15 protein-coding genes are annotated in these 17,301 nt (G+C 63.0%); 3 read left to right on the top strand and 12 right to left on the bottom strand.

What is annotated here, in order from left to right; genetic code table 11:
- Both NKH95_RS19815 and NKH95_RS19810 read right to left on the bottom strand, forming a co-directional pair.
- Positions 1-1,444 (bottom strand): potassium transporter Kup (locus tag NKH95_RS19815; RefSeq protein ID WP_352723334.1); only part of this gene is annotated, 1,444 nt, incomplete at its 3' end.
- Positions 1,445-1,547: 103 nt separating this feature from the next.
- Positions 1,548-2,288 carry a pyridoxine 5'-phosphate synthase gene (locus NKH95_RS19810; RefSeq protein ID WP_023813048.1) on the bottom strand — a complete coding sequence of 247 codons (741 nt, stop codon included), beginning with the start codon at positions 2,286-2,288 and terminating at the stop codon, positions 1,548-1,550.
- Between the two features lie 135 nt (positions 2,289-2,423).
- Here NKH95_RS19810 and NKH95_RS19805 point away from each other — a divergent pair, with 135 nt between their 5' ends.
- Entirely contained in the window at positions 2,424-2,846 is a 423-nt protein-coding gene (locus tag NKH95_RS19805; RefSeq protein WP_352892637.1) for a SpoIIAA family protein, read from the top strand.
- Here the strand turns inward: NKH95_RS19805 and NKH95_RS19800 are convergent.
- The 10 genes from NKH95_RS19800 to NKH95_RS19755 form a co-directional block, all read right to left on the bottom strand.
- Positions 2,839-3,966: an ATP-dependent DNA helicase gene (locus NKH95_RS19800; protein WP_023813050.1), complete on the bottom strand. Its 1,128-nt coding sequence runs from the start codon at positions 3,964-3,966 to the stop codon at positions 2,839-2,841. The two genes, NKH95_RS19805 and NKH95_RS19800, sit on opposite strands and share 8 nt — an antisense overlap.
- Before the next feature lie 144 nt (positions 3,967-4,110).
- Positions 4,111-4,470 (bottom strand): nitrile hydratase accessory protein, encoded by a 360-nt coding sequence (locus tag NKH95_RS19795; RefSeq protein ID WP_352551890.1) that lies wholly within the window; start codon positions 4,468-4,470, stop codon positions 4,111-4,113.
- Positions 4,457-5,116: a nitrile hydratase subunit beta gene (gene nthB, locus NKH95_RS19790; protein WP_352892632.1), complete on the bottom strand. Its 660-nt coding sequence runs from the start codon at positions 5,114-5,116 to the stop codon at positions 4,457-4,459. The genes NKH95_RS19795 and nthB overlap by 14 nt, the downstream gene beginning before the upstream one ends.
- Positions 5,113-5,736, bottom strand: a complete 624-nt coding sequence (gene nthA, locus NKH95_RS19785; RefSeq protein ID WP_352892630.1) for a nitrile hydratase subunit alpha — start codon at positions 5,734-5,736, stop codon at positions 5,113-5,115. Before nthA ends, nthB begins: the two co-directional genes overlap by 4 nt.
- Positions 5,737-5,816: 80 nt before the next feature.
- Entirely contained in the window at positions 5,817-8,978 is a 3,162-nt protein-coding gene (locus NKH95_RS19780; RefSeq protein ID WP_352892627.1) for an efflux RND transporter permease subunit, read from the bottom strand.
- Positions 8,975-10,231: an efflux RND transporter periplasmic adaptor subunit gene (locus tag NKH95_RS19775; RefSeq protein ID WP_352892624.1), complete on the bottom strand. Its 1,257-nt coding sequence runs from the start codon at positions 10,229-10,231 to the stop codon at positions 8,975-8,977. Before NKH95_RS19775 ends, NKH95_RS19780 begins: the two co-directional genes overlap by 4 nt.
- 239 nt (positions 10,232-10,470) lie before the next feature.
- Positions 10,471-11,067, bottom strand: coding sequence for a LysE family translocator (locus NKH95_RS19770; RefSeq protein WP_023813056.1), 597 nt, complete (start codon positions 11,065-11,067; stop codon positions 10,471-10,473).
- A gap of 115 nt (positions 11,068-11,182) precedes the next feature.
- Positions 11,183-11,755, bottom strand: a complete 573-nt coding sequence (ilvN, locus tag NKH95_RS19765) for an acetolactate synthase small subunit (RefSeq protein WP_352892620.1) — start codon at positions 11,753-11,755, stop codon at positions 11,183-11,185.
- An 86-nt stretch (positions 11,756-11,841) separates the two neighbouring features.
- Positions 11,842-13,623: an acetolactate synthase 3 large subunit gene (locus tag NKH95_RS19760; RefSeq protein ID WP_081734942.1), complete on the bottom strand. Its 1,782-nt coding sequence runs from the start codon at positions 13,621-13,623 to the stop codon at positions 11,842-11,844.
- A 257-nt stretch (positions 13,624-13,880) separates the two neighbouring features.
- On the bottom strand, positions 13,881-15,035 hold the full coding sequence (locus NKH95_RS19755; protein ID WP_352551884.1) for a DUF6600 domain-containing protein: 1,155 nt from the start codon (positions 15,033-15,035) through the stop codon (positions 13,881-13,883).
- Positions 15,036-15,093: 58 nt separating this feature from the next.
- On the opposite strand from NKH95_RS19755, the gene NKH95_RS19750 reads away from it, so the two are divergent.
- Both NKH95_RS19750 and NKH95_RS19745 read left to right on the top strand, forming a co-directional pair.
- A complete protein-coding gene (locus tag NKH95_RS19750; RefSeq protein ID WP_352794671.1) occupies positions 15,094-15,333 on the top strand; it encodes a hypothetical protein in 240 nt (79 codons plus the stop codon).
- Between the two features lie 122 nt (positions 15,334-15,455).
- On the top strand, positions 15,456-17,276 hold the full coding sequence (locus NKH95_RS19745; RefSeq protein WP_128305787.1) for an NAD(P)/FAD-dependent oxidoreductase: 1,821 nt from the start codon (positions 15,456-15,458) through the stop codon (positions 17,274-17,276).
- Positions 17,277-17,301: the final 25 nt, after the last annotated feature.

Genomic DNA, 17,301 nt, shown 5'->3' with positions numbered 1-17,301 from the left:
GATTGCCGGCGAGGAAATCGAGCGGGATTTCGTTGCGGCGGGTCTTGTCGAACAGATAGCGGCTGCCGCGCACCCAGGTCCACATGGCCAGCACGATGGTGAAGGCCACGGCCAGCGAGGCCCAGCCGCCCTCGAACACTTTGACGATGTTGGAGGCAAAAAAGCCGACGTCGATGAAGCCGAACAGCGCCGTCATGGCGACCGCCACCCACAGCCGCCATTTCCAAATCCGCGTCATGACCACAAACAAGAGCACTGTGGTCACCAGCATGTTGCCGGTCACCGAGATGCCGTATGCCGACGCCAGCCTGCTGGATTCGCCGAAGCCGACGACCAGCATCATCACCACCAGCGCCAGCAGCAGGTTGACGCGCGGCATGTAGATCTGGCCGGACTGTTTCTCCGAGGTGTGCAGGATTTCAAGGCGCGGCAGCATGTTGAGCTGCACCGCCTGCCTGGTCAGCGAGAAGGCGCCCGAGATCACCGCCTGGCTGGCGATGACCGTCGCGGCGGTCGCCAGCACGACCATCGGGATCAGCGTCCAGCCTTCATTCATTTCGAAGAACGGATGGCCGACGACGCCGTTCTTGGCCAGCACGAAAGCGCCCTGCCCGGCATAATTGAGCAGCAGGCACGGAAACACGACCCACAGCCAGGCGAGCACGATCGGCTTGCGGCCGAAATGACCGAGATCGGCATAGAGTGCTTCCGCGCCGGTGACGGCGAGGAAGATGGCGCCGATGGTCACGAAAGCGACGTCGGGCGAATTGATCAGGAAGGCGACGATGTAGTGCGGGCTCACCGCCCACAGGATTTCCGGATCGGCGATGATGTGGTTGAGACCTGAAAGGCCGATCGCCAGGAACCACACCGCCGTCACGGGACCGAAGACCAATCCCACCCCGCCCGTGCCAAAGCGCTGCACCGCAAACACCATGGCAAGAATGACCAGTGTCAGCGGCACGACATAGGGCTGGAAGGTCGGCGTGACGACATTCATGCCCTCAACCGCCGACAGCACCGATATCGCCGGCGTGATGACGGCATCACCGAAGAAAAGCGATGCCCCGACAATGCCGATGCCGAGCATCAGCGCCGAGCGCTTGGGGAAACTGCCGCGCGCCAGCGCCATCAGCGACAGCACGCCGCCCTCGCCGCGGTTGTTCGCCCGCAGCACGAACATGATGTATTTGATGGTGACGATGATCGTCAGCGACCAGATGATCAGCGACAAAACGCCAAGAATATCGCCGCGCTGGGCGACTTGTCCGCCCGACGACGCCACCAGCGCCTCGCGAAAGGCGTAGATCGGGCTGGTGCCGATATCCCCATAGACGACACCGAGCGCGCCCAGCATCAGAACCTTGGTGCTGTGCTGCTCGACTTCCGAATGGCTCGATTGTTCGACGGGTTCTGCCTCACTACCAGTATTGGTAAGGGCCATGGACGACACTCCGATAAGCGCGCGGTGCTCTACGCTTGCTGCAATGCAATATCAAGTGCCGTCGCGTAATGGCTGCCATGCCTGCCACGCGAGGCTGCCATCGCTACCATCCGCAGGCCTTGAGGAACCGACCCACCGTGCCGGCCATGCCATACTCCAACGCGTCGGCTGTCAACCCATGTCCGATCGACACTTCGGCCAATGCCGGAATGCGCTTGGCAAGTGCGGGCAGATTGCTGACCACCAGATCGTGCCCGGCATTGACCTGAAGCCCGGCAGCAAGCGCGGCGTCGGCGGTTTTTCCCAGTCTTTCCAGCTCCTTAGCCGCTTTGGCGGAATCTGTGTGATAGCTACCATATGGACCCGTATAGAGTTCGATACGGTCGGCGCCGACATCGCGGGCGGCCGCCACCCAATCGGGGTCCGGATCGGAAAACAGCGACACGCGAAAGCCCCCCTTTTTCAGACGCTTGACGATCGGTGTGAGGAACGCGGCCCGGGTGGCGAAGTTCCAGCCATGGTCCGATGTCGCCTGGGCCGGATCGTCCGGCACCAAAGTCACCTGTTCGGGCTGGTGCTTTTCCACAAGCACCAGGAAATCCTCGGTCGGATAGCCCTCGATGTTGAATTCCGCGCGCGGAAACTCGTCGTCGATCAGCGACCGAATCTCAGGCAGATCGGAGTGTCTTGTGTGCCGCTCGTCGGGGCGTGGATGCACCGTCAGCCCATGCGCTCCGGCCGCCAGCGCAATGCGGCCGAGGCCGGTCACGCTTGGCCACGGCAGGTCGCGCCGGTTGCGCAGCATGGCGATGGCATTGAGGTTGACGGAGAGCTTTGCAGGCATGCGGGTGGCCTCGGAAATCATTCAACGCGCCCACCTATAATGCCTTTGACGGGAACAGTAATGCCTTTGGTGGGAACAGACTGGGGGTTTCGCGTGTTCCAAGCCTGATGAGCGAACCCGGGAAAGGACGCACCGATGAATTTTCTCGATGAGGTTCCGGCAATCCGCCGTATCGAGACCAGCCGCGACGACCTTTTCGCCATCGATGTCGTCGGGCACGTTTCCGCGGCCGACGGTGAAAATCTTTTCGGGCTGCTGGAGGCAGCCTATGCCCTGCACTCGCGCATCGATGTGCTGGTGCGCCTCGTCGACCACGATGGCGTCGACTGGGCCGATATCGCGGACGAGACCCTGAAGCAGGGCGCCATTCATGCATTGGAACATGTCGGCCGTTGCGCAACCATCGGCGAACCGGACTGGATAGCGGACGCACAACGCTTTCTGCCGTCCTCACCGCCCATCGAAATCAGGCATTTCAGGGCGGAGGACGAGGCTGCCGCCTGGCAATGGCTTGCCGCACAGCCTATCGGGGCAACAGCATCCGGCGCCCCTACCTGACGATCGTCAGCCGCTCGGCCGCCCGCGTGATGGCGGTGTAGAGCCAGCGCTGGCGGGTTTCCTTGAAGGCCCAGCTTTCATCGAACAGCACAATCTCGTTCCACTGCGAGCCCTGCGCCTTGTGCACGGTCAGCGCGTAGCCATAGTCGAAATCGTCGAAGCGCTTCTTCTGCTGCCAGGGGATATCGGCATCGGGATCCTCGAACGCCGCCTTGAGCAGCTTGATCTTGGCGACGCCACGATCCGGATCGTCCTCTTCCGGGGACACCAGAAGATTGATGCCGGGCTTCACCGTCTCGCGCGACGAGGTCATCACCTTCCACAGCGAGCCGTTGAGCAGGCCCTTGGCCGGATCGTTGCGCAGGCAGACGAGCTTGTCGCCGGCCTGCGGATAATCGGCGTTGAAGCCCTTGAGCTCGCGCAGCCGCTGATTGTAGCGGCGACGCGTGCGGTTGGTGCCGACCAGCACCTGGTCCGCCTTCAGCACCAACTCCTGGGTGACGTCTTCCTTGCCGATCACCTGCGCCGTGCCATAGTCGCCACGCATGAATTCACGGCCCTCGCGCACATCGAGCGCCAGCCGCAGGATCGGGTTGTCGCGCGCCTGCCGGTGGATTTCGGTCAGCAAAAAATCCGGCTCGTGGTCGGTGAAGAAGCCGCCGCCCGAGATCGGCGGCAACTGGCCTGGGTCGCCGAGCACCAGGATCGGCGTGCCGAAACTCATCAGGTCGCGGCCGAGCTGCTCGTCGACCATCGAGCATTCGTCGATGACGACCAGTTTCGCCCGCGTAATCGGGCTCTGGCGGTTGAGCGAGAAGGTCGGCGACATCGACGTCTTGCCGGTGACCTCGTCCGATACCGATTCCTCGCCCTTCGGCCGATAGATCAGCGAATGGATGGTGCGCGCATTGACTGCACCCTTGGAGCGCAGCACCTGCGCCGCCTTGCCGGTAAAGGCGGCGAACTGCACCTGGCCGTCGACATGTTCGGCGAAATACCGCGCCAAGGTCGTCTTGCCGGTGCCGGCATAGCCGAACAGCCGGAACAGCTGCGGCTGGCCGGTCTTCAGCCATTGGGCGACCGCCTTCAGCGCGTCGTCCTGTTGGGAAGAGAATTCCATCAGCGCGAGAGACCGGATTCGCAAGGGAAAGACAAGACAGCGGCCACCATCATCGATGCGCCGGGACGCTTCAATGCCGCCGACGGGTCAGGCTATCAGGCGCAGACAAGAACGTAAAGGGAACATACAAGCTCGCCCCACATCTTATCGAATCGGCTGGGGATCGTTTTCCAGCAGGATCGGCTTGCCGTGCGGCGTGGCATGCGCGGCGCGCTCCCAGGCTTCAGCCATAGCGTCGACATCCGACTTCGCGGCCAGCCCTTTGATGGCAAGCAGGCTTTCCAGCGCCGCCAGCCAATGTTCGTAATAATCATGGCCGTCCGCTGCGGCGCCCGGTCTCTTCACTTTTTCCGACAGTGCCTGCGCCCACTCGCTCCACGAAAACAGGCCCTTGTCGTGCAACGCCACTGTCATGGCGAAAGCCTCGGCCTGCCATGGCTCGGCAAACACCCGCGCATCGACGCCCGGCGGCAGCTCGGGCAGATCCGTATCACGCCGGCTCAAGATAGCTCTCCCAGGCGTCTATCGACACGCTTAGCGTCGGGTCGGCGCCCTCGCCCCAGATTTCCGGCCCTTCGAAAACCACGGTGTAGACCCATTGCGGATTTTCGCCGTGTCCATGCGCGTTGCTGTCGGGAAACACGAAGCCATCGCGCACGGCCTCGATTCTACCCTGCTTGCCGCGTGCGTAGCGCGGCAGCCGCGTGTGGCCGGTCGGGTTGAAGTTCTTGGTCCGTACAGGATCGCCGGCCTTGAACCGCGCTGGCTGTGCCACCGGCCGGTCGCAAGGCCCGCCCTTGGCCAGCACGGCAGGCACGTTTTCCGCCTTCAGCACCCTTTTCGGTGTCGCAGCCGGATCAATCGCTCGGCCCTCAGCCAAGTCGCGCTCGCTGACAAACCCATGGCGCTTGAGCAGCACCTCCAGCGCCTTGATCCAGATCTCGTAGTAGCTGGAGGCATAATAGTCGGCCGGATGCAGTGATTCCCGCGCATGCCGGCTCTCGTCGATGTTCCAGGCTCCCATGGCGCCGGCAGTCAGCGTCACGCCGAGCGCCCGCCTCTCCCATGCGGCATGAAAATACGGCTCGTCCTGTTCGGGCGCGACCGGACCGAACCCCATTTGTCCGCCGAGATCCTGCGGCCCGTTCATGCCGGCTGCCCCTCTATTTCAGGTCTTTGGGCCAAGCCGGTCCCGATCATCGCATCACGGCTGACCAACTCCGCCAGCCGCTCCTCGCTCCAGCCTTCGGTATTTTCGGGCCGCATCGGCACGACGAGATAGCGCAGCTCGGCGGTCGAATCCCAGACGCGGATTTTCTTGTCCGCCGGCAGCGTCAGCCCGAACTCCTCCAGCACGCCGCGCGGATCGATGACGGCACGCGAACGATAGGGCGGCGCCTTGTACCAGACCGGCGGCAGGCCGAGCACCGACCACGGATAGCAGGAGCACAGCGTGCAGACGACGAGATTGTGCGTCTCCTCGGTGTTGAACACCGCCTGCATGTGCTCGCCCTGACGGCCGGTATAGCTCAGCGATTCGATCGCCGCCGTCGCATCGCGTTTCAGCCATTCGGCATAGGTGGGATCGCTCCAGGCCTTCGCCACCACCCTGGCGCCGTTGCGCGGTCCGATTTTCGTCTCGTAGGTATCGACGATGACGTCGATCGCCGCCGGATCGATCAGCCCCTTTTGGGTGAGGATGGTTTCCAGCGCGCGGACGCGGGCGGTAAACGGATCGAGTTCGTTGTCGTGGTCATGATCGTGTGACATGGCCGCAAACTACGTTTCCAGTGATGCCGCCGCAAGCGCAACGGCTTGGGCCAACGGCACATGGCGCTGGCCCTGTCACATCATTCGGCCGCCGCCCGCTGCGGTTCGGGCAGCATGTCTTCCCTGGCTTCGAATAGCGACGGCTGATCCCCCGCTTCGACCGGGCCTGGCTCGCCCTTGCGCTTCGACCAAAGCCCGACCAGCCAGCCAGAGAAATTCTCCATGTAGACATAGATCACCGGCGTCACGAACAGGGTCAGCGCCTGCGAGGCAAGCAGACCACCGACAACGGCAACGCCCAGCGGCTGGCGCAGTTCGGCGCTGGCGCCGGTGCCGAGCGCAATCGGGAATGTGCCCATCAGTGCCGCCAGCGTCGTCATCATGATCGGCCTGAACCGCATCAGGCAGGCCTTGTGGATCGACTCGGTCGCGGACATGCCGTCTCGTCGCAGTTCAAGCGCGACGTCGACCATCATGATGCCGTTCTTCTTGACGATGCCGATCAGCATCAGGATGCCGATCACCGCGATGACAGACAGATCCATACCGGCGAAGCGCAAGGCAACAACCGCCCCGAGCACAGCCGACGGCAGGCCGGTGAGGATTGTCAGCGGGTGGATGAAGCTCTCGTAGAGGATGCCGAGCACGATGTAGATGGTCAGGATTGCGCCGCCGACCAGAAAACCCTGGTTGGCAAGAGAATCCTGGAAGGTCTTGGCCGTCCCGGCGAAGGTGGTCGAGATCACCGTCGGCATGCCGATCTGCTCCTTCAGCGCATTGATGCGCGTCACGCTGTCGCCCAGCGCCACGCCCTGCGGCAGATTGTAGGAGATGGTCACGGCTGGAAGCTGGCCGAGCTGGTTGACAGTCAGGGCGCCGGCCGTGCGATCGACCCGGGCGAAGGCGCCGAGCGGAACCAGACTGCCGCTCGCCGTCCTCATCTGGATGGCCAGCATCCGCTCAGGCGACCACTCGATCTTTGGATCGAGCTCGGTGATGACTTCGTAGCTGTCGGCCGAACCGAAGATTGTCGAAACCTGGTCGGTGCCGAACCCGCCATAGAGGGCGGAGCGCAACGTGTCGGTATCGATACCGAGCTGGGCGGCCTTGTCGCGATCCACCACCAGCGTCGCCTGCAACGCATTGTTCTGCAGGTCGCTGGTGACGTCGGTGAAGTTCGCATGGTCGGCCGCCATCGCGTCGTTCAGTTTCTGCGCCCAAATATCGGTCAGGCCGGTATCAAGGCCCTGAACCACGAGCTGGTAGGCGCTTGCCGACGACCGCGAGCCCAGCCTCAAATTCTGCACCGGCTGCATGTAGGTCTCGATGCCCGCCACGCCGGCCAGTTGCTTGCGCAGATCCGAAAGCACCTTCTCGATATCGGGGCGCTGGTCCTTGCCCTTGAGCTGGACGAAAAGCTGCCCCTGGTTGAGCGCATTGTTGCCGCTGCCCGCCGACCACGCCACATGGTCGACATAGGGCGAATGCGAGAAGACGCTGGCGACCTGTCCTTGCAGCCTGGACATGGCATCGAAAGAGATGTCCTGACGTGCGATGGTGGTCACCGATATCTGGCCGATGTCCTCCTGCGGGAAGAAACCCTTCGGCGAAGTCTGGATCAGCCACACCGACGCTGCCGCGGTGCCGACGAAGACGAGGAACACCAGGAAGGTGTGCCGCAGGCAGAAGCTCAAGACCCGGTCGTAGCCGCGGGTGACGAGGTCCTGCTTATGGCCGGGGCCATGCTTGTCACGGTCGGCTTTGGTCACCGACAGCAGCCGCGAGCACAGCATCGGCGTCAGCGTCAGCGACACGAACATCGACGCCAGGATGGCGACCGTCACCACGACGGCGAACTCGTTGAAGATGCGTCCGATCACGCCGCCCATCAGCAGCACGGGGATGAACACCGCCACCAGCGAAATCGAGATCGAGATGATGGTGAAGCCGATTTCGCGCGCGCCCTTCAGCGACGCATCGAAAGCCGACAGCCCCTCCTCCTCCATATGGCGGAAGATGTTTTCCAGCATCACGATGGCATCGTCGACGACGAGGCCGACGGCGAGCGTCAGGCCCATCAGCGAGATGTTGTCGATGGAAAAGCCGAACAGGAACATCGCGCCGAGCGTGGCGATCAGCGAGATCGGCACAGCCACGGCCGGAATGATCGTCGCCGTCACCCGGCGCAGGAACACGAAGATCACCATGATCACCAGGGCAATGGTGAGCAACAGCGTGAACTGCACGTCGCTGACCGCCTGCCGGATCGAACTGGAGCGGTCGTTAAGCAGCTTGATGTCGGCGGCGGCCGGCATCTGGTCCTTGAAGGACGGCAGCATCGCCTTGACCTTGTCGACGACGTCGACAGTGTTGGCATCGGGCTGGCGCTGCACAGCCATGATGATCGCGCGGGTGCCATCGTACCAACTTGCGGTCGTGGTCGTCTGCACCGAATCGACCACGCGGGTCACCTCGCCCAGCCGCACGGGGTGACCGTTTTTGGTGGCGATGATGATGTTGGAGAAGCCGGCGGCGTCGGTCAGCTGCGTGTTGGCGGTGATGGTGAGCTGCTGCTTGTCGTTCTGCAGCACGCCCAGCGGCGTGTTGCTGTTGGCCGAGGCGACCGCCGCCTGCAGCTGATCGATCGAGATGCCGCGTGCGGCAAGCGCGGTCGGGTCGATCTGGATGCGCACCGCGTATTTCTGTTGGCCGAAGATCGAGACCTGCGCCACGCCGTCGATGGTCGATAGCGATGGCGAGATGACATTTTCCGCGAAAGCATCGAGATCGGTCAGTGGAACCGTGTCGCTGACCAGCGACATCAAAAGGATCGGCGCGTCGGCCGGATTGACCTTGCGATAGCTCGGCGGCGCCGTCATCTGCGGCGGCAGTGATTTCTGCGTGCGCGCGATCGCCGCCTGCACATCGGCTGCTGCCGCGTCGATGTCGCGGTTGAGCACGAACTGGATGGCGATCGAGGTCTGGCCAAGCGAGTTCGTGGTCGAGATCGAATCGATGCCGGCGATGGTGGCGAACTGCTTGATCAGTGGCGTCGCCACCGATGTCGCCATGGTTTCCGGCGAGGCGCCCGGCAGCGAGGCCGAGACATTGACCACCGGGAATTCCGCGCTGGGCAGTGCGGCCACCGGGAGGAACTTGTAGGCGAACAGCCCGCCCAGCACGAGGGCGAACGACATCAGAAGGGTGGCGACGGGTCGGCGTATGCAGAATTCGGAGATCATTGGGCCGCCTCGCCGGCGTTGGTCGCCTCGGCCACCTTGGGAGCAGCATTCGCCGTGGCCTTGCCCTCATGCACCGCCGCGCCGTCCTTCAGCCTCGTCTGGCCTTCGGTGACGACCATCTCACCGCTTTTCAGCCCCTGGCTGATGGCGCTGTTGTCGCCTTCGGTCAGCGCCACCTGCACCGGCCGCATCTCGACCGTGTTGTCCGGCTTGACCACATAGACGAACGGCCCCTTCTGGCTTGGCTGCACCGCGACCGTGGGAACCGATGTCATCTGCGGCATGATGCCGGCGTCGAGCACGACATTCACATACTGGCCGGGCCATAGCGAAAGATCGGCATTGGGAATGCTTGCCCGCGTGGCAATCGTGCCCGACGCGGTGTCGACGCTGGAGTCGACGAAATCGAGCGTACCCTTGCCGATCGGCGTCGGGTCGCCATCCTTGGTCAGTGTCACCGCGTCCTGCTGCGGGTTGGCGAGCGCCTTGTGCAGCAGGGCCAGATTGCTCTCGGGAAGATTGAAGTTGACCTGCAGCGGGTCCATCTGGGTGATGGTCACCAGCGGAGTGGCCGTGCTGCTGTTGCCATTGCTGACGGTGACGAGATCGCCGACGGCGACGCTGACTGCGCCCAGCCTGCCGGAAATCGGCGCCGTGATCGTGGCGAAGCCAAGCTGGACATTGTCGGCGTCGATTGTCGCCTTGTCGGCATCGACAGTCGCTGCGGCAGCCTTCTGCGCGGCGACGGCCTGGTCGTAGGTCTGCTGCGTGCCGGCCTGCTTGGCGACCAGATCCTTGGCGCGCTGGAGATCGGACTGCGAGCTGGCGAGCATCGCCTGATCCTTGGCCAGCGCCGCTTGATCCTTGGCAAGCTGCGCCTTCAGCGCCCGGTCATCGAGCGAAAACAGCAGATCGCCGGTCTTGACCATCTGCCCGTCCTTGACGTCGATGGACACGATCTGGCTGGACACGCGCGCATTGATGTTGACGACGGCGGGAGAGGAGACGAAGCCGATCGCGTAGCGCCGGATCGGGAAATCGGCTGTCGAGGCGACGGCCGAGAGGATCGAGGCCGAGCGGGCCGCACTGGCGTCTTTCTTGTCCGAACCCGCAGCCGGTTTGTCCGACGCCGCCATCTGCTTCACGCCGACGAGCTGTTGCACCTTGCCCAGCGCGTCAGGCGAAACATAGAGCCACCCGGCCGCACCCAGGCAGGCGACGGCCAGCAACGAAAGAATGACTTTTCCACGCATGGTCAAAGGCCCTCTCCACCCGACACGTCGTGGTCCGATGGTTCTATTCCAACGCGGCCCGTTGCCGCGATTTCGCCGAATAGATAGGACACGCCTTTGTCGGAAAAGGGCCAAAAGGCGGCATTACGAAGATTTAATGTGCACTGCACAATGGATGTGCAACACGGGGCGGCTCCCGATCCGGGGGCGGTCCGCCGAGCGTCCGGGTGCCCCTACGATCAGATGGTGCGCCCCACGGCCTACCTGAGCATCGGCCAAAGCGTCGCCGCCAGCAGCACGCCCATGACGATGTTGAACCATTTCAGCCGCACCGGGTCCGACAGGAAACCGCGCAGTGCGGTGCCGAACCCGGCCCACACCGAGACGCTCGGCAAATTGACGATGGTGAAAGCCACGGCGATCAACACCACCGACAGGAACGGGTGCTCGGCATTGGCATAGACGGCCATGGCGGTGATCGCCATCACCCACGCCTTGGGATTGACCCACTGGAATGCGGCTGCCTCGATGAAGCGCATGGGCCGCGCTTTCGTCTCGCCTTTGCCGGTCAGCGTGCGCGACATGGCGATCTTCCAGGCGAGGTACAAAAGATAGGCGCCGCCAGCGATCTTGAGCGCCGTATGCAGCGCCGGAAACGCCGTCAACACAGCGCCGAGGCCAAGACCGACGGCAAGCAGCAGCACGAGGAAACCCATGCTGATGCCCAGCATGTGCGGAACGGTTCTGACGAGGCCGAAATTCACGCCCGATGCCAAAAGCATGAGATTGTTTGGCCCCGGCGTGATCGACGTCACGAAGGCGTAGACAAGCAGGGCAAGGAATGCGTCGAGCGACATGGATATCTTCCCTGACAAGTCAGCATCTTGTCTCTTCTCGGCGACCCCGCAAAGGCTACGGACGGCCTCACCATGGAAACTGGCTGACGCGTTCGACGCCAGCCCCGCCGAAGTCCTACATCGCCTGCGGGCCGCGGTTCAACGCTGCCACGCCGGTGCGGCAGATTTCGACCAGGCCGAGCGGTTTCATGATGGCGATGAACTGGTCGATCTTGGAGCCTTTGCCGGTGATCTCGAAGATGAAATGCTCGGTGTTGGCGTCGATGACGCTGGCGCGGAACGCATCGGCCAGCCGCAACGCCTCAACGCGGGCCTCGCCGGTGCCCGCGACTTTGACCAGCGCCAGTTCGCGCTCCAGCGGCCGCTCCTGGCCGGATACATGCGAACGCACGGTCAGGTCGACGACGCGGTGAACCGGCACGATGCGCTCGAGCTGGTGCTTGATCTGCTCCAGCACATGCGGCGTGCCGCGCGTCACGATGGTGATGCGCGACAGGTGTTTTTCATGCTCGGTCTCGGAGACGGTCAGGCTCTCGATGTTGTAGCCACGCCCGGAAAACAGGCCGATGACCCTGGCAAGCACGCCCGGCTCGTTGTCGACCAGCACGGAAAGCGTGTGGTTTTCCGGCTTTTCCGTCTCCTTGGCGATGAAATAGGCGGAGCCGGTCGGTTGTAGCTGTGCGTTCATGACATGAATCTCGTTTTTCAAGCTCTTGAGCTAATTCTCTGTTTGCGCAGGGCTTTCTTGCGACAGCCCTGCCTTGGTTCTGCCGGCTACACCAGTTCCCTGCCCTTGGCGTCGATGGCATTGGCCACCGCCTCGTCGGTCGCCTCGTCGGGCAAGAGCATCTCATTGTGCGCCTTGCCCGACGGAATCATCGGGAAGCAGTTGGCGAGCGTCGCCACGCGGCAGTCGAACAGCACCGGCTTCCTGACCGAGATCATCTCCTTGATCGCGTCGTCCAGCTCGTCCGGCTTCTCGCAGCGAATTCCGTGGCCGCCATAGGCCTCGGCCAGCTTGACGAAGTCCGGCATCGCCTCGGTGTAGGAATGCGACAGCCGGTTGCCGTGCAGCAACTGCTGCCACTGCCGCACCATCCCCATATACTGGTTGTTCAAGATAAAGATCTTGATCGGCGCGTCGTGCTGCACGGCCGCGCTCATCTCCTGCATCGTCATCTGCACGGAGGCGTCGCCGGCAATGTCGATGACCAGCGCGCCTGGATGCGCGATCTGCACGCCGAGTGCCGCCGGCAGGCCGTAACCCATCGTGCCCAGCCCTCCCGACGTCATCCAGCGGTTCGGCTTCTCGAAATGATAGTGCTGCGCCGCCCACATCTGGTGCTGGCCGACCTCGGTGGTGATGTAGGTGTCCAGACCCTTGGTCAGTTCGTAGAGCCGCTCGATGGCGTATTGCGGCATGATCACGTCGTTGTTCATCTTGTAGGCGAGCGAGTCGCGCGCACGCCATTTGGCGATCTGCTCCCACCAGGGGTAGAGCGCCTTCTTGTCGGCCTTGGCGCTCGCACGCCACAGCCGCACCATATCCTCCAGCACCCGGCCGACATCGCCGATGATCGGCACCTCGGTGTGGACGTTCTTGTTGATCGACGACGGATCGATGTCGATGTGGATCTTCTTCGAGTTCGGCGAGAACGCGGTCAGCCGCCCGGTGATGCGGTCGTCGAAGCGCGCGCCGATGCAGATCATCACGTCGCAGTCATGCATGGCCATGTTGGCTTCATAGGTGCCGTGCATGCCGAGCATGCCCATCCAGTTCTTGCCCGATGCCGGATAGGCGCCGAGGCCCATCAGCGTCGAGGTGATCGGGAAACCGGTGAGATCGACCAGTTCGCGCAGCAGATGGCTCGCTTCCGGGCCGGAATTGATGACGCCGCCGCCGCTGTAGATGATCGGCTTCTTGGCGCCGGCCATCAGCTCGACCGCCGCCTTGATCTTCTCCAGGTCGCCCTGGACCTTGGGCTGGTAGCTGGTGCGCGGCGCGATCTGCGGCGGGACGTAGAATCCCCTGGCGAACTGCACGTCCTTCGGGATGTCGACGACGACCGGACCCGGACGGCCGGTGGTCGCGACATGGAAGGCCTCGTGGATGGTCGCGGCGAGTTCGTTGACGTCCTTCACCAGCCAGTTGTGCTTGGTGCAGGGGCGGGTAATGCCGACCGTGTCGCATTCCTGAAAAGCGTCGGAGCCGATCAGCGAGGTCGGCACCTGCCCCGTCAGGCAGACCAGCGGGATCGAATCCATCAAGGCGTCCTGCAGCGGCGTCACCGCATTGGTGGCGCCGGGGCCGGAGGTCACCAGCATCACGCCGGCCTTGCCGGTGGAGCGCGCATAGCCTTCGGCCGCATGGCCGGCGCCCTGCTCGTGGCGCACCAGTATGTGCTCGACATCGTCCTGCTGGAAGATCTCGTCATATATCGGAAGGACAGCGCCGCCGGGATAGCCGAAGACATGCTTGACGCCATTGTCCTTCAGCGCCTGCACCACCATTTCGGCACCTGTCATCTCGCGCCGCTCGTTCTGTCCGTTGCTCATCGGTCTGGTCCCGTACTGTCGCCATTGGGCGTTTGCTGGTCGTTTAGTCGTGTTTCAGGCAATAAAAAAGGCCCCCGAGGGAGCCTGTGTCTTGCGCATGGGGGGTTTTCGCCCGGCGGTTACACCGCCTTGCCCACGCGCTTTCCTACGAGAATGAGTGCCGTTTTCATGGTGGCGGACACTAAGGGCGGGCAAGGCAGCCTGTCAACGGGAAAAATCGCGCCGGCGCGCACAGCGTGCCGGCACGATCGAGGTGGTCAGCCCGGCGCTTTGCAGCGGGAAACGCGTGGATCGCATTTGGACGCCTTCCTGGCCTGCATCTTCGCTGGCGGATGGTGGGGTGCCACCCTTGCCGGGCCATGGTGCTGGGGCATGTGCATTGCCAGCGCCTGCTGATGCGGCTTTTGTTGCCCGCCACCGAGTGCAAGACGCTGCCCCGAAACCGGCTTGGGCGAAACCGGTTTGGGCGACGATTTGACAACGATGCGTCCGTCGCCCGCGGTCCTGTCGACATGCAGCTTGAGCGCATCGGCCTTCGCGCCGTTGCCGGCGACCATCCGCTTGCGCACGGAGTCGCCAGGCTTCACGACGGCCGGATTGCTGGCAGCCACCGCGCCGGGGGAAATGGCCTTGCCGCCGATCGCAGTCTTGGAGCCCGCCACGATTTGCCCGTTCCCCTTTGTATTGCCGGCAAGTCTCTTGATCTCGGCGCCCCTGGAAGCATCGAGCCGTGCACTGGCAAACACGCCTTTGCGCGGAGGAACCAATTTTGCCGCCTTGATCGACTCGATGACGGGCTTCGGGAGTTGCTGCAGCCGGGGTCCGGCATTGATTGCAACCACCTGATTGCCAAGCCGCACGTGCGGCGCATTGTTGACCAGGACCGTCTGGTTGATGATCGTCGTGTTGCGCATGAGGACGACGTTTTCCTGCACCGGCCGCACCACCCTGACCAGATCGACCGCGCCGATCGCCGCCACAGGCACGAAACACCACCAGGCGTCGTCGAAGGCGACACCGACGTTGGGCGGCGCTGGAGCCCAACCGACGTCATTGCCGCCCTGGCGCCACACCACCCAGGCTGGCGCCCATTGATCGCCGGCGATCCACACCCAGCCGAAATCGGGATCGTAGGCCCAGCGGCCATAGTGATAGACGACATCGCCGAATGGCTCGGTGGACTGCCAGTACCAGCCATCGTCGGTCCAGACCCACCTGCCTTCGGTGTAGGGCCGCCATTCGGTACGGACCGAGGGAACCCAGACATCGCCGAAGCGGCTGGAGGTTCGCCATCCGCCATAGTTCGAAAGCCTTTCGCGGACGGTAACGGCAATTTCCGCCGCATGCGCCTGCGTTCCGGGCAGCACCAGCGGGCCGGTCAGGGTCGCGCTCAAGGCCATGACCGCGGCCATTGCCGCTGCGCGTCCACGCCGGCCAAGGGAGCGACATGAAGACGCTTGGATAAAAGGTATGATGATCATAACGGGCTCCAGAGTTCCGCATCCAGAAAATCCCGGGAACCGTCCTGTTGCCCGCCACCGCTTCCCGGCTTCTCACCGATCGGTTGTCATCGGCCTCGGTGACCGCATTGCGGCATTTGACCATCAATTTTGCGCGACCGGCGCGGCATTCACAAATGGGACGTTCGTTTCCGGCGCCCGAGCGATTCCGAAACTGTCCGGCGATCTCACTTATAGGATAGACCATTGAAATCGCTGGAAACTATGGTGGGGCGTGACGAGGGCCGCCATCTCTGACGATACTTGATCGTCCGGCGGCGAGCCCGGCGGAGCCACCACCATGACGATCTGGATTTCACGGGAGGAAACCTGATGCTCGACAAGCCCTCTAGCAAGAACACGGCCCCTAGCAAGAAACTGTCCGACCTGCTCGATCGATTCGGCGCCGCGCTTGCCGCCAATGACATCGAGAAAGCGGTCGATTGCTTTCAAGAGGATTGCTACTGGCGCGACCTCGTCACCTTCACCTGGAACATCAAGACCATGGAAGGCCGCGACCAGGTCCGCGACATGCTGAAAAGCCAATTGTCGAAGACCAGGCCGTCACACTTCGCCATCGCCAAGGGCGAGGACGCGACGGAGAGCGACGGGTTGATCGAAGGCTGGATCAGCTTCGAGACGGAGGTGGCACGCGGCTTCGGCCATGTCAGGCTGAAGGACGGCAAGATCTGGACGCTGCTGACCACCATGGCCGAACTGAAAGGCCACGAGGAGCCGGCAGGCTTTGCGCGGCCGATGGGCGCCAGGCACGGCTCGGGCAAGAACCGTCCGACATGGAAAGAAGAACGCGAGAGGGAAACCGCCGAGCTCGGCTTCAAGACGCAGCCCTATACGGTGATCATCGGTGGTGGCCAGGGCGGTATCGCGCTCGGCGCGCGGCTGCGGCAGCTTGGCGTGCCGACCATCATCATCGAGAAGAACGAGCGGGCCGGCGACAGCTGGCGCAAGCGCTACAAGTCGCTCTGCCTGCATGACCCGGTCTGGTACGACCATCTGCCCTATATCGATTTCCCGAAGAACTGGCCGGTTTTCTCGCCCAAGGACAAGATCGGCGACTGGCTGGAAATGTATACCAAGGTGATGGAGCTGAATTACTGGTCCTCGACCGAGGCCAAAAGCGCTTCCTATGACGACAAGAAAAAGGAATGGACCGTTGTCGTCCACCGCGACGGCAAGGACATCACGCTGAAGCCCAAGCAGTTGGTGCTGGCAACCGGACAGTCCGGCAAGGCCAATCTGCCGAAATTCAAGGGCATGGAGACCTTCAAGGGCGACCAGCACCACTCGTCGAAGCATCCGGGTCCCGACGCCTATGCCGGCAAAAAGGCCGTTGTCATCGGATCCAACAATTCCGCCCATGACATCGCAGCGGCACTTTGGGAAGCCGGCGCGGACGTCACCATGGTGCAGCGCTCGAGTACCCATATCTCCAGGTCCGACACGTTGATGGAAATCGGACTGGGTTCGCTCTATTCGGAGCAGGCGCTGCAGAATGGCATCACCACCGCCAAGGCCGATCTCATCTTCGCTTCGCTGCCCTACAAAATCCTGCACGAGTTCCAGATCCCGGCCTATGCCGAAATGAAGAAACGCGACGCGACATTCTACAAGGGGCTGGAGAAGGCCGGTTTCATGCTCGACTGGGGCGACGACGAATCCGGCCTGTTCATGAAGTACCTCAGGCGCGGCTCCGGCTATTACATCGATGTTGGCGCCTCGCAGCTGATCATCAATGGTTCGATCAAGCTGAAGAGCGGCGTCGACGTCGAAGAGATCAAGCAGCACTCGGTTCTGCTCAGCGACGGGTCGGAATTGCCTGCGGACCTCATCGTCTACGCCACCGGCTACGGCTCGATGAACGGCTGGGCCGCCGATCTGATATCCCGTGAAACCGCCGACAACGTTGGCAAATGCTGGGGCCTCGGCTCGAACACCACCAAGGACCCCGGCCCGTGGGAAGGCGAGTTGCGCAACATGTGGAAGCCGACGCAACAGGAGGCGCTATGGTTCCACGGCGGCAATCTGCACCAGTCACGCCACTATTCGCAGTTCCTGTCGCTGCAATTGAAGGCGCGGCATGAAGGCATCGCGACGCCGGTCTACGGCCTGCAGCAGGTGCACCACAAGGGGTAGGCGAGCGCCATTCCGGTGAAGCCGG

The sequence above is a fragment of the Mesorhizobium sp. M0848 genome, from assembly GCF_040319805.1.
GTDB lineage: Bacteria > Pseudomonadota > Alphaproteobacteria > Rhizobiales > Rhizobiaceae > Mesorhizobium.
The sequence above is the reverse complement of the archived record's forward strand: the minus strand, read 5'-3'. Positions and strand labels throughout refer to the sequence as shown.

What these genes read in the sequence shown, in the direction of transcription:
- NKH95_RS19810 (WP_023813048.1), bottom strand. Translation starts at nt 2,288, where the DNA reads ATGCCTGCAAAGCTCTCCGTCAACCTCAATGCCATCGCCATGCTGCGC.
- NKH95_RS19805 (WP_352892637.1), top strand. Translation starts at nt 2,424, where the DNA reads ATGAATTTTCTCGATGAGGTTCCGGCAATCCGCCGTATCGAGACCAGC.
- NKH95_RS19800 (WP_023813050.1), bottom strand. Translation starts at nt 3,966, where the DNA reads ATGGAATTCTCTTCCCAACAGGACGACGCGCTGAAGGCGGTCGCCCAA.
- nthB (WP_352892632.1), bottom strand. Translation starts at nt 5,116, where the DNA reads ATGAACGGGCCGCAGGATCTCGGCGGACAAATGGGGTTCGGTCCGGTC.
- nthA (WP_352892630.1), bottom strand. Translation starts at nt 5,736, where the DNA reads ATGTCACACGATCATGACCACGACAACGAACTCGATCCGTTTACCGCC.
- NKH95_RS19780 (WP_352892627.1), bottom strand. Translation starts at nt 8,978, where the DNA reads ATGATCTCCGAATTCTGCATACGCCGACCCGTCGCCACCCTTCTGATG.
- NKH95_RS19775 (WP_352892624.1), bottom strand. Translation starts at nt 10,231, where the DNA reads ATGCGTGGAAAAGTCATTCTTTCGTTGCTGGCCGTCGCCTGCCTGGGT.
- NKH95_RS19770 (WP_023813056.1), bottom strand. Translation starts at nt 11,067, where the DNA reads ATGTCGCTCGACGCATTCCTTGCCCTGCTTGTCTACGCCTTCGTGACG.
- ilvN (WP_352892620.1), bottom strand. Translation starts at nt 11,755, where the DNA reads ATGAACGCACAGCTACAACCGACCGGCTCCGCCTATTTCATCGCCAAG.
- NKH95_RS19760 (WP_081734942.1), bottom strand. Translation starts at nt 13,623, where the DNA reads ATGAGCAACGGACAGAACGAGCGGCGCGAGATGACAGGTGCCGAAATG.
- NKH95_RS19755 (WP_352551884.1), bottom strand. Translation starts at nt 15,035, where the DNA reads ATGGCCGCGGTCATGGCCTTGAGCGCGACCCTGACCGGCCCGCTGGTG.
- NKH95_RS19750 (WP_352794671.1), top strand. Translation starts at nt 15,094, where the DNA reads ATGATGATCATAACGGGCTCCAGAGTTCCGCATCCAGAAAATCCCGGG.
- NKH95_RS19745 (WP_128305787.1), top strand. Translation starts at nt 15,456, where the DNA reads ATGCTCGACAAGCCCTCTAGCAAGAACACGGCCCCTAGCAAGAAACTG.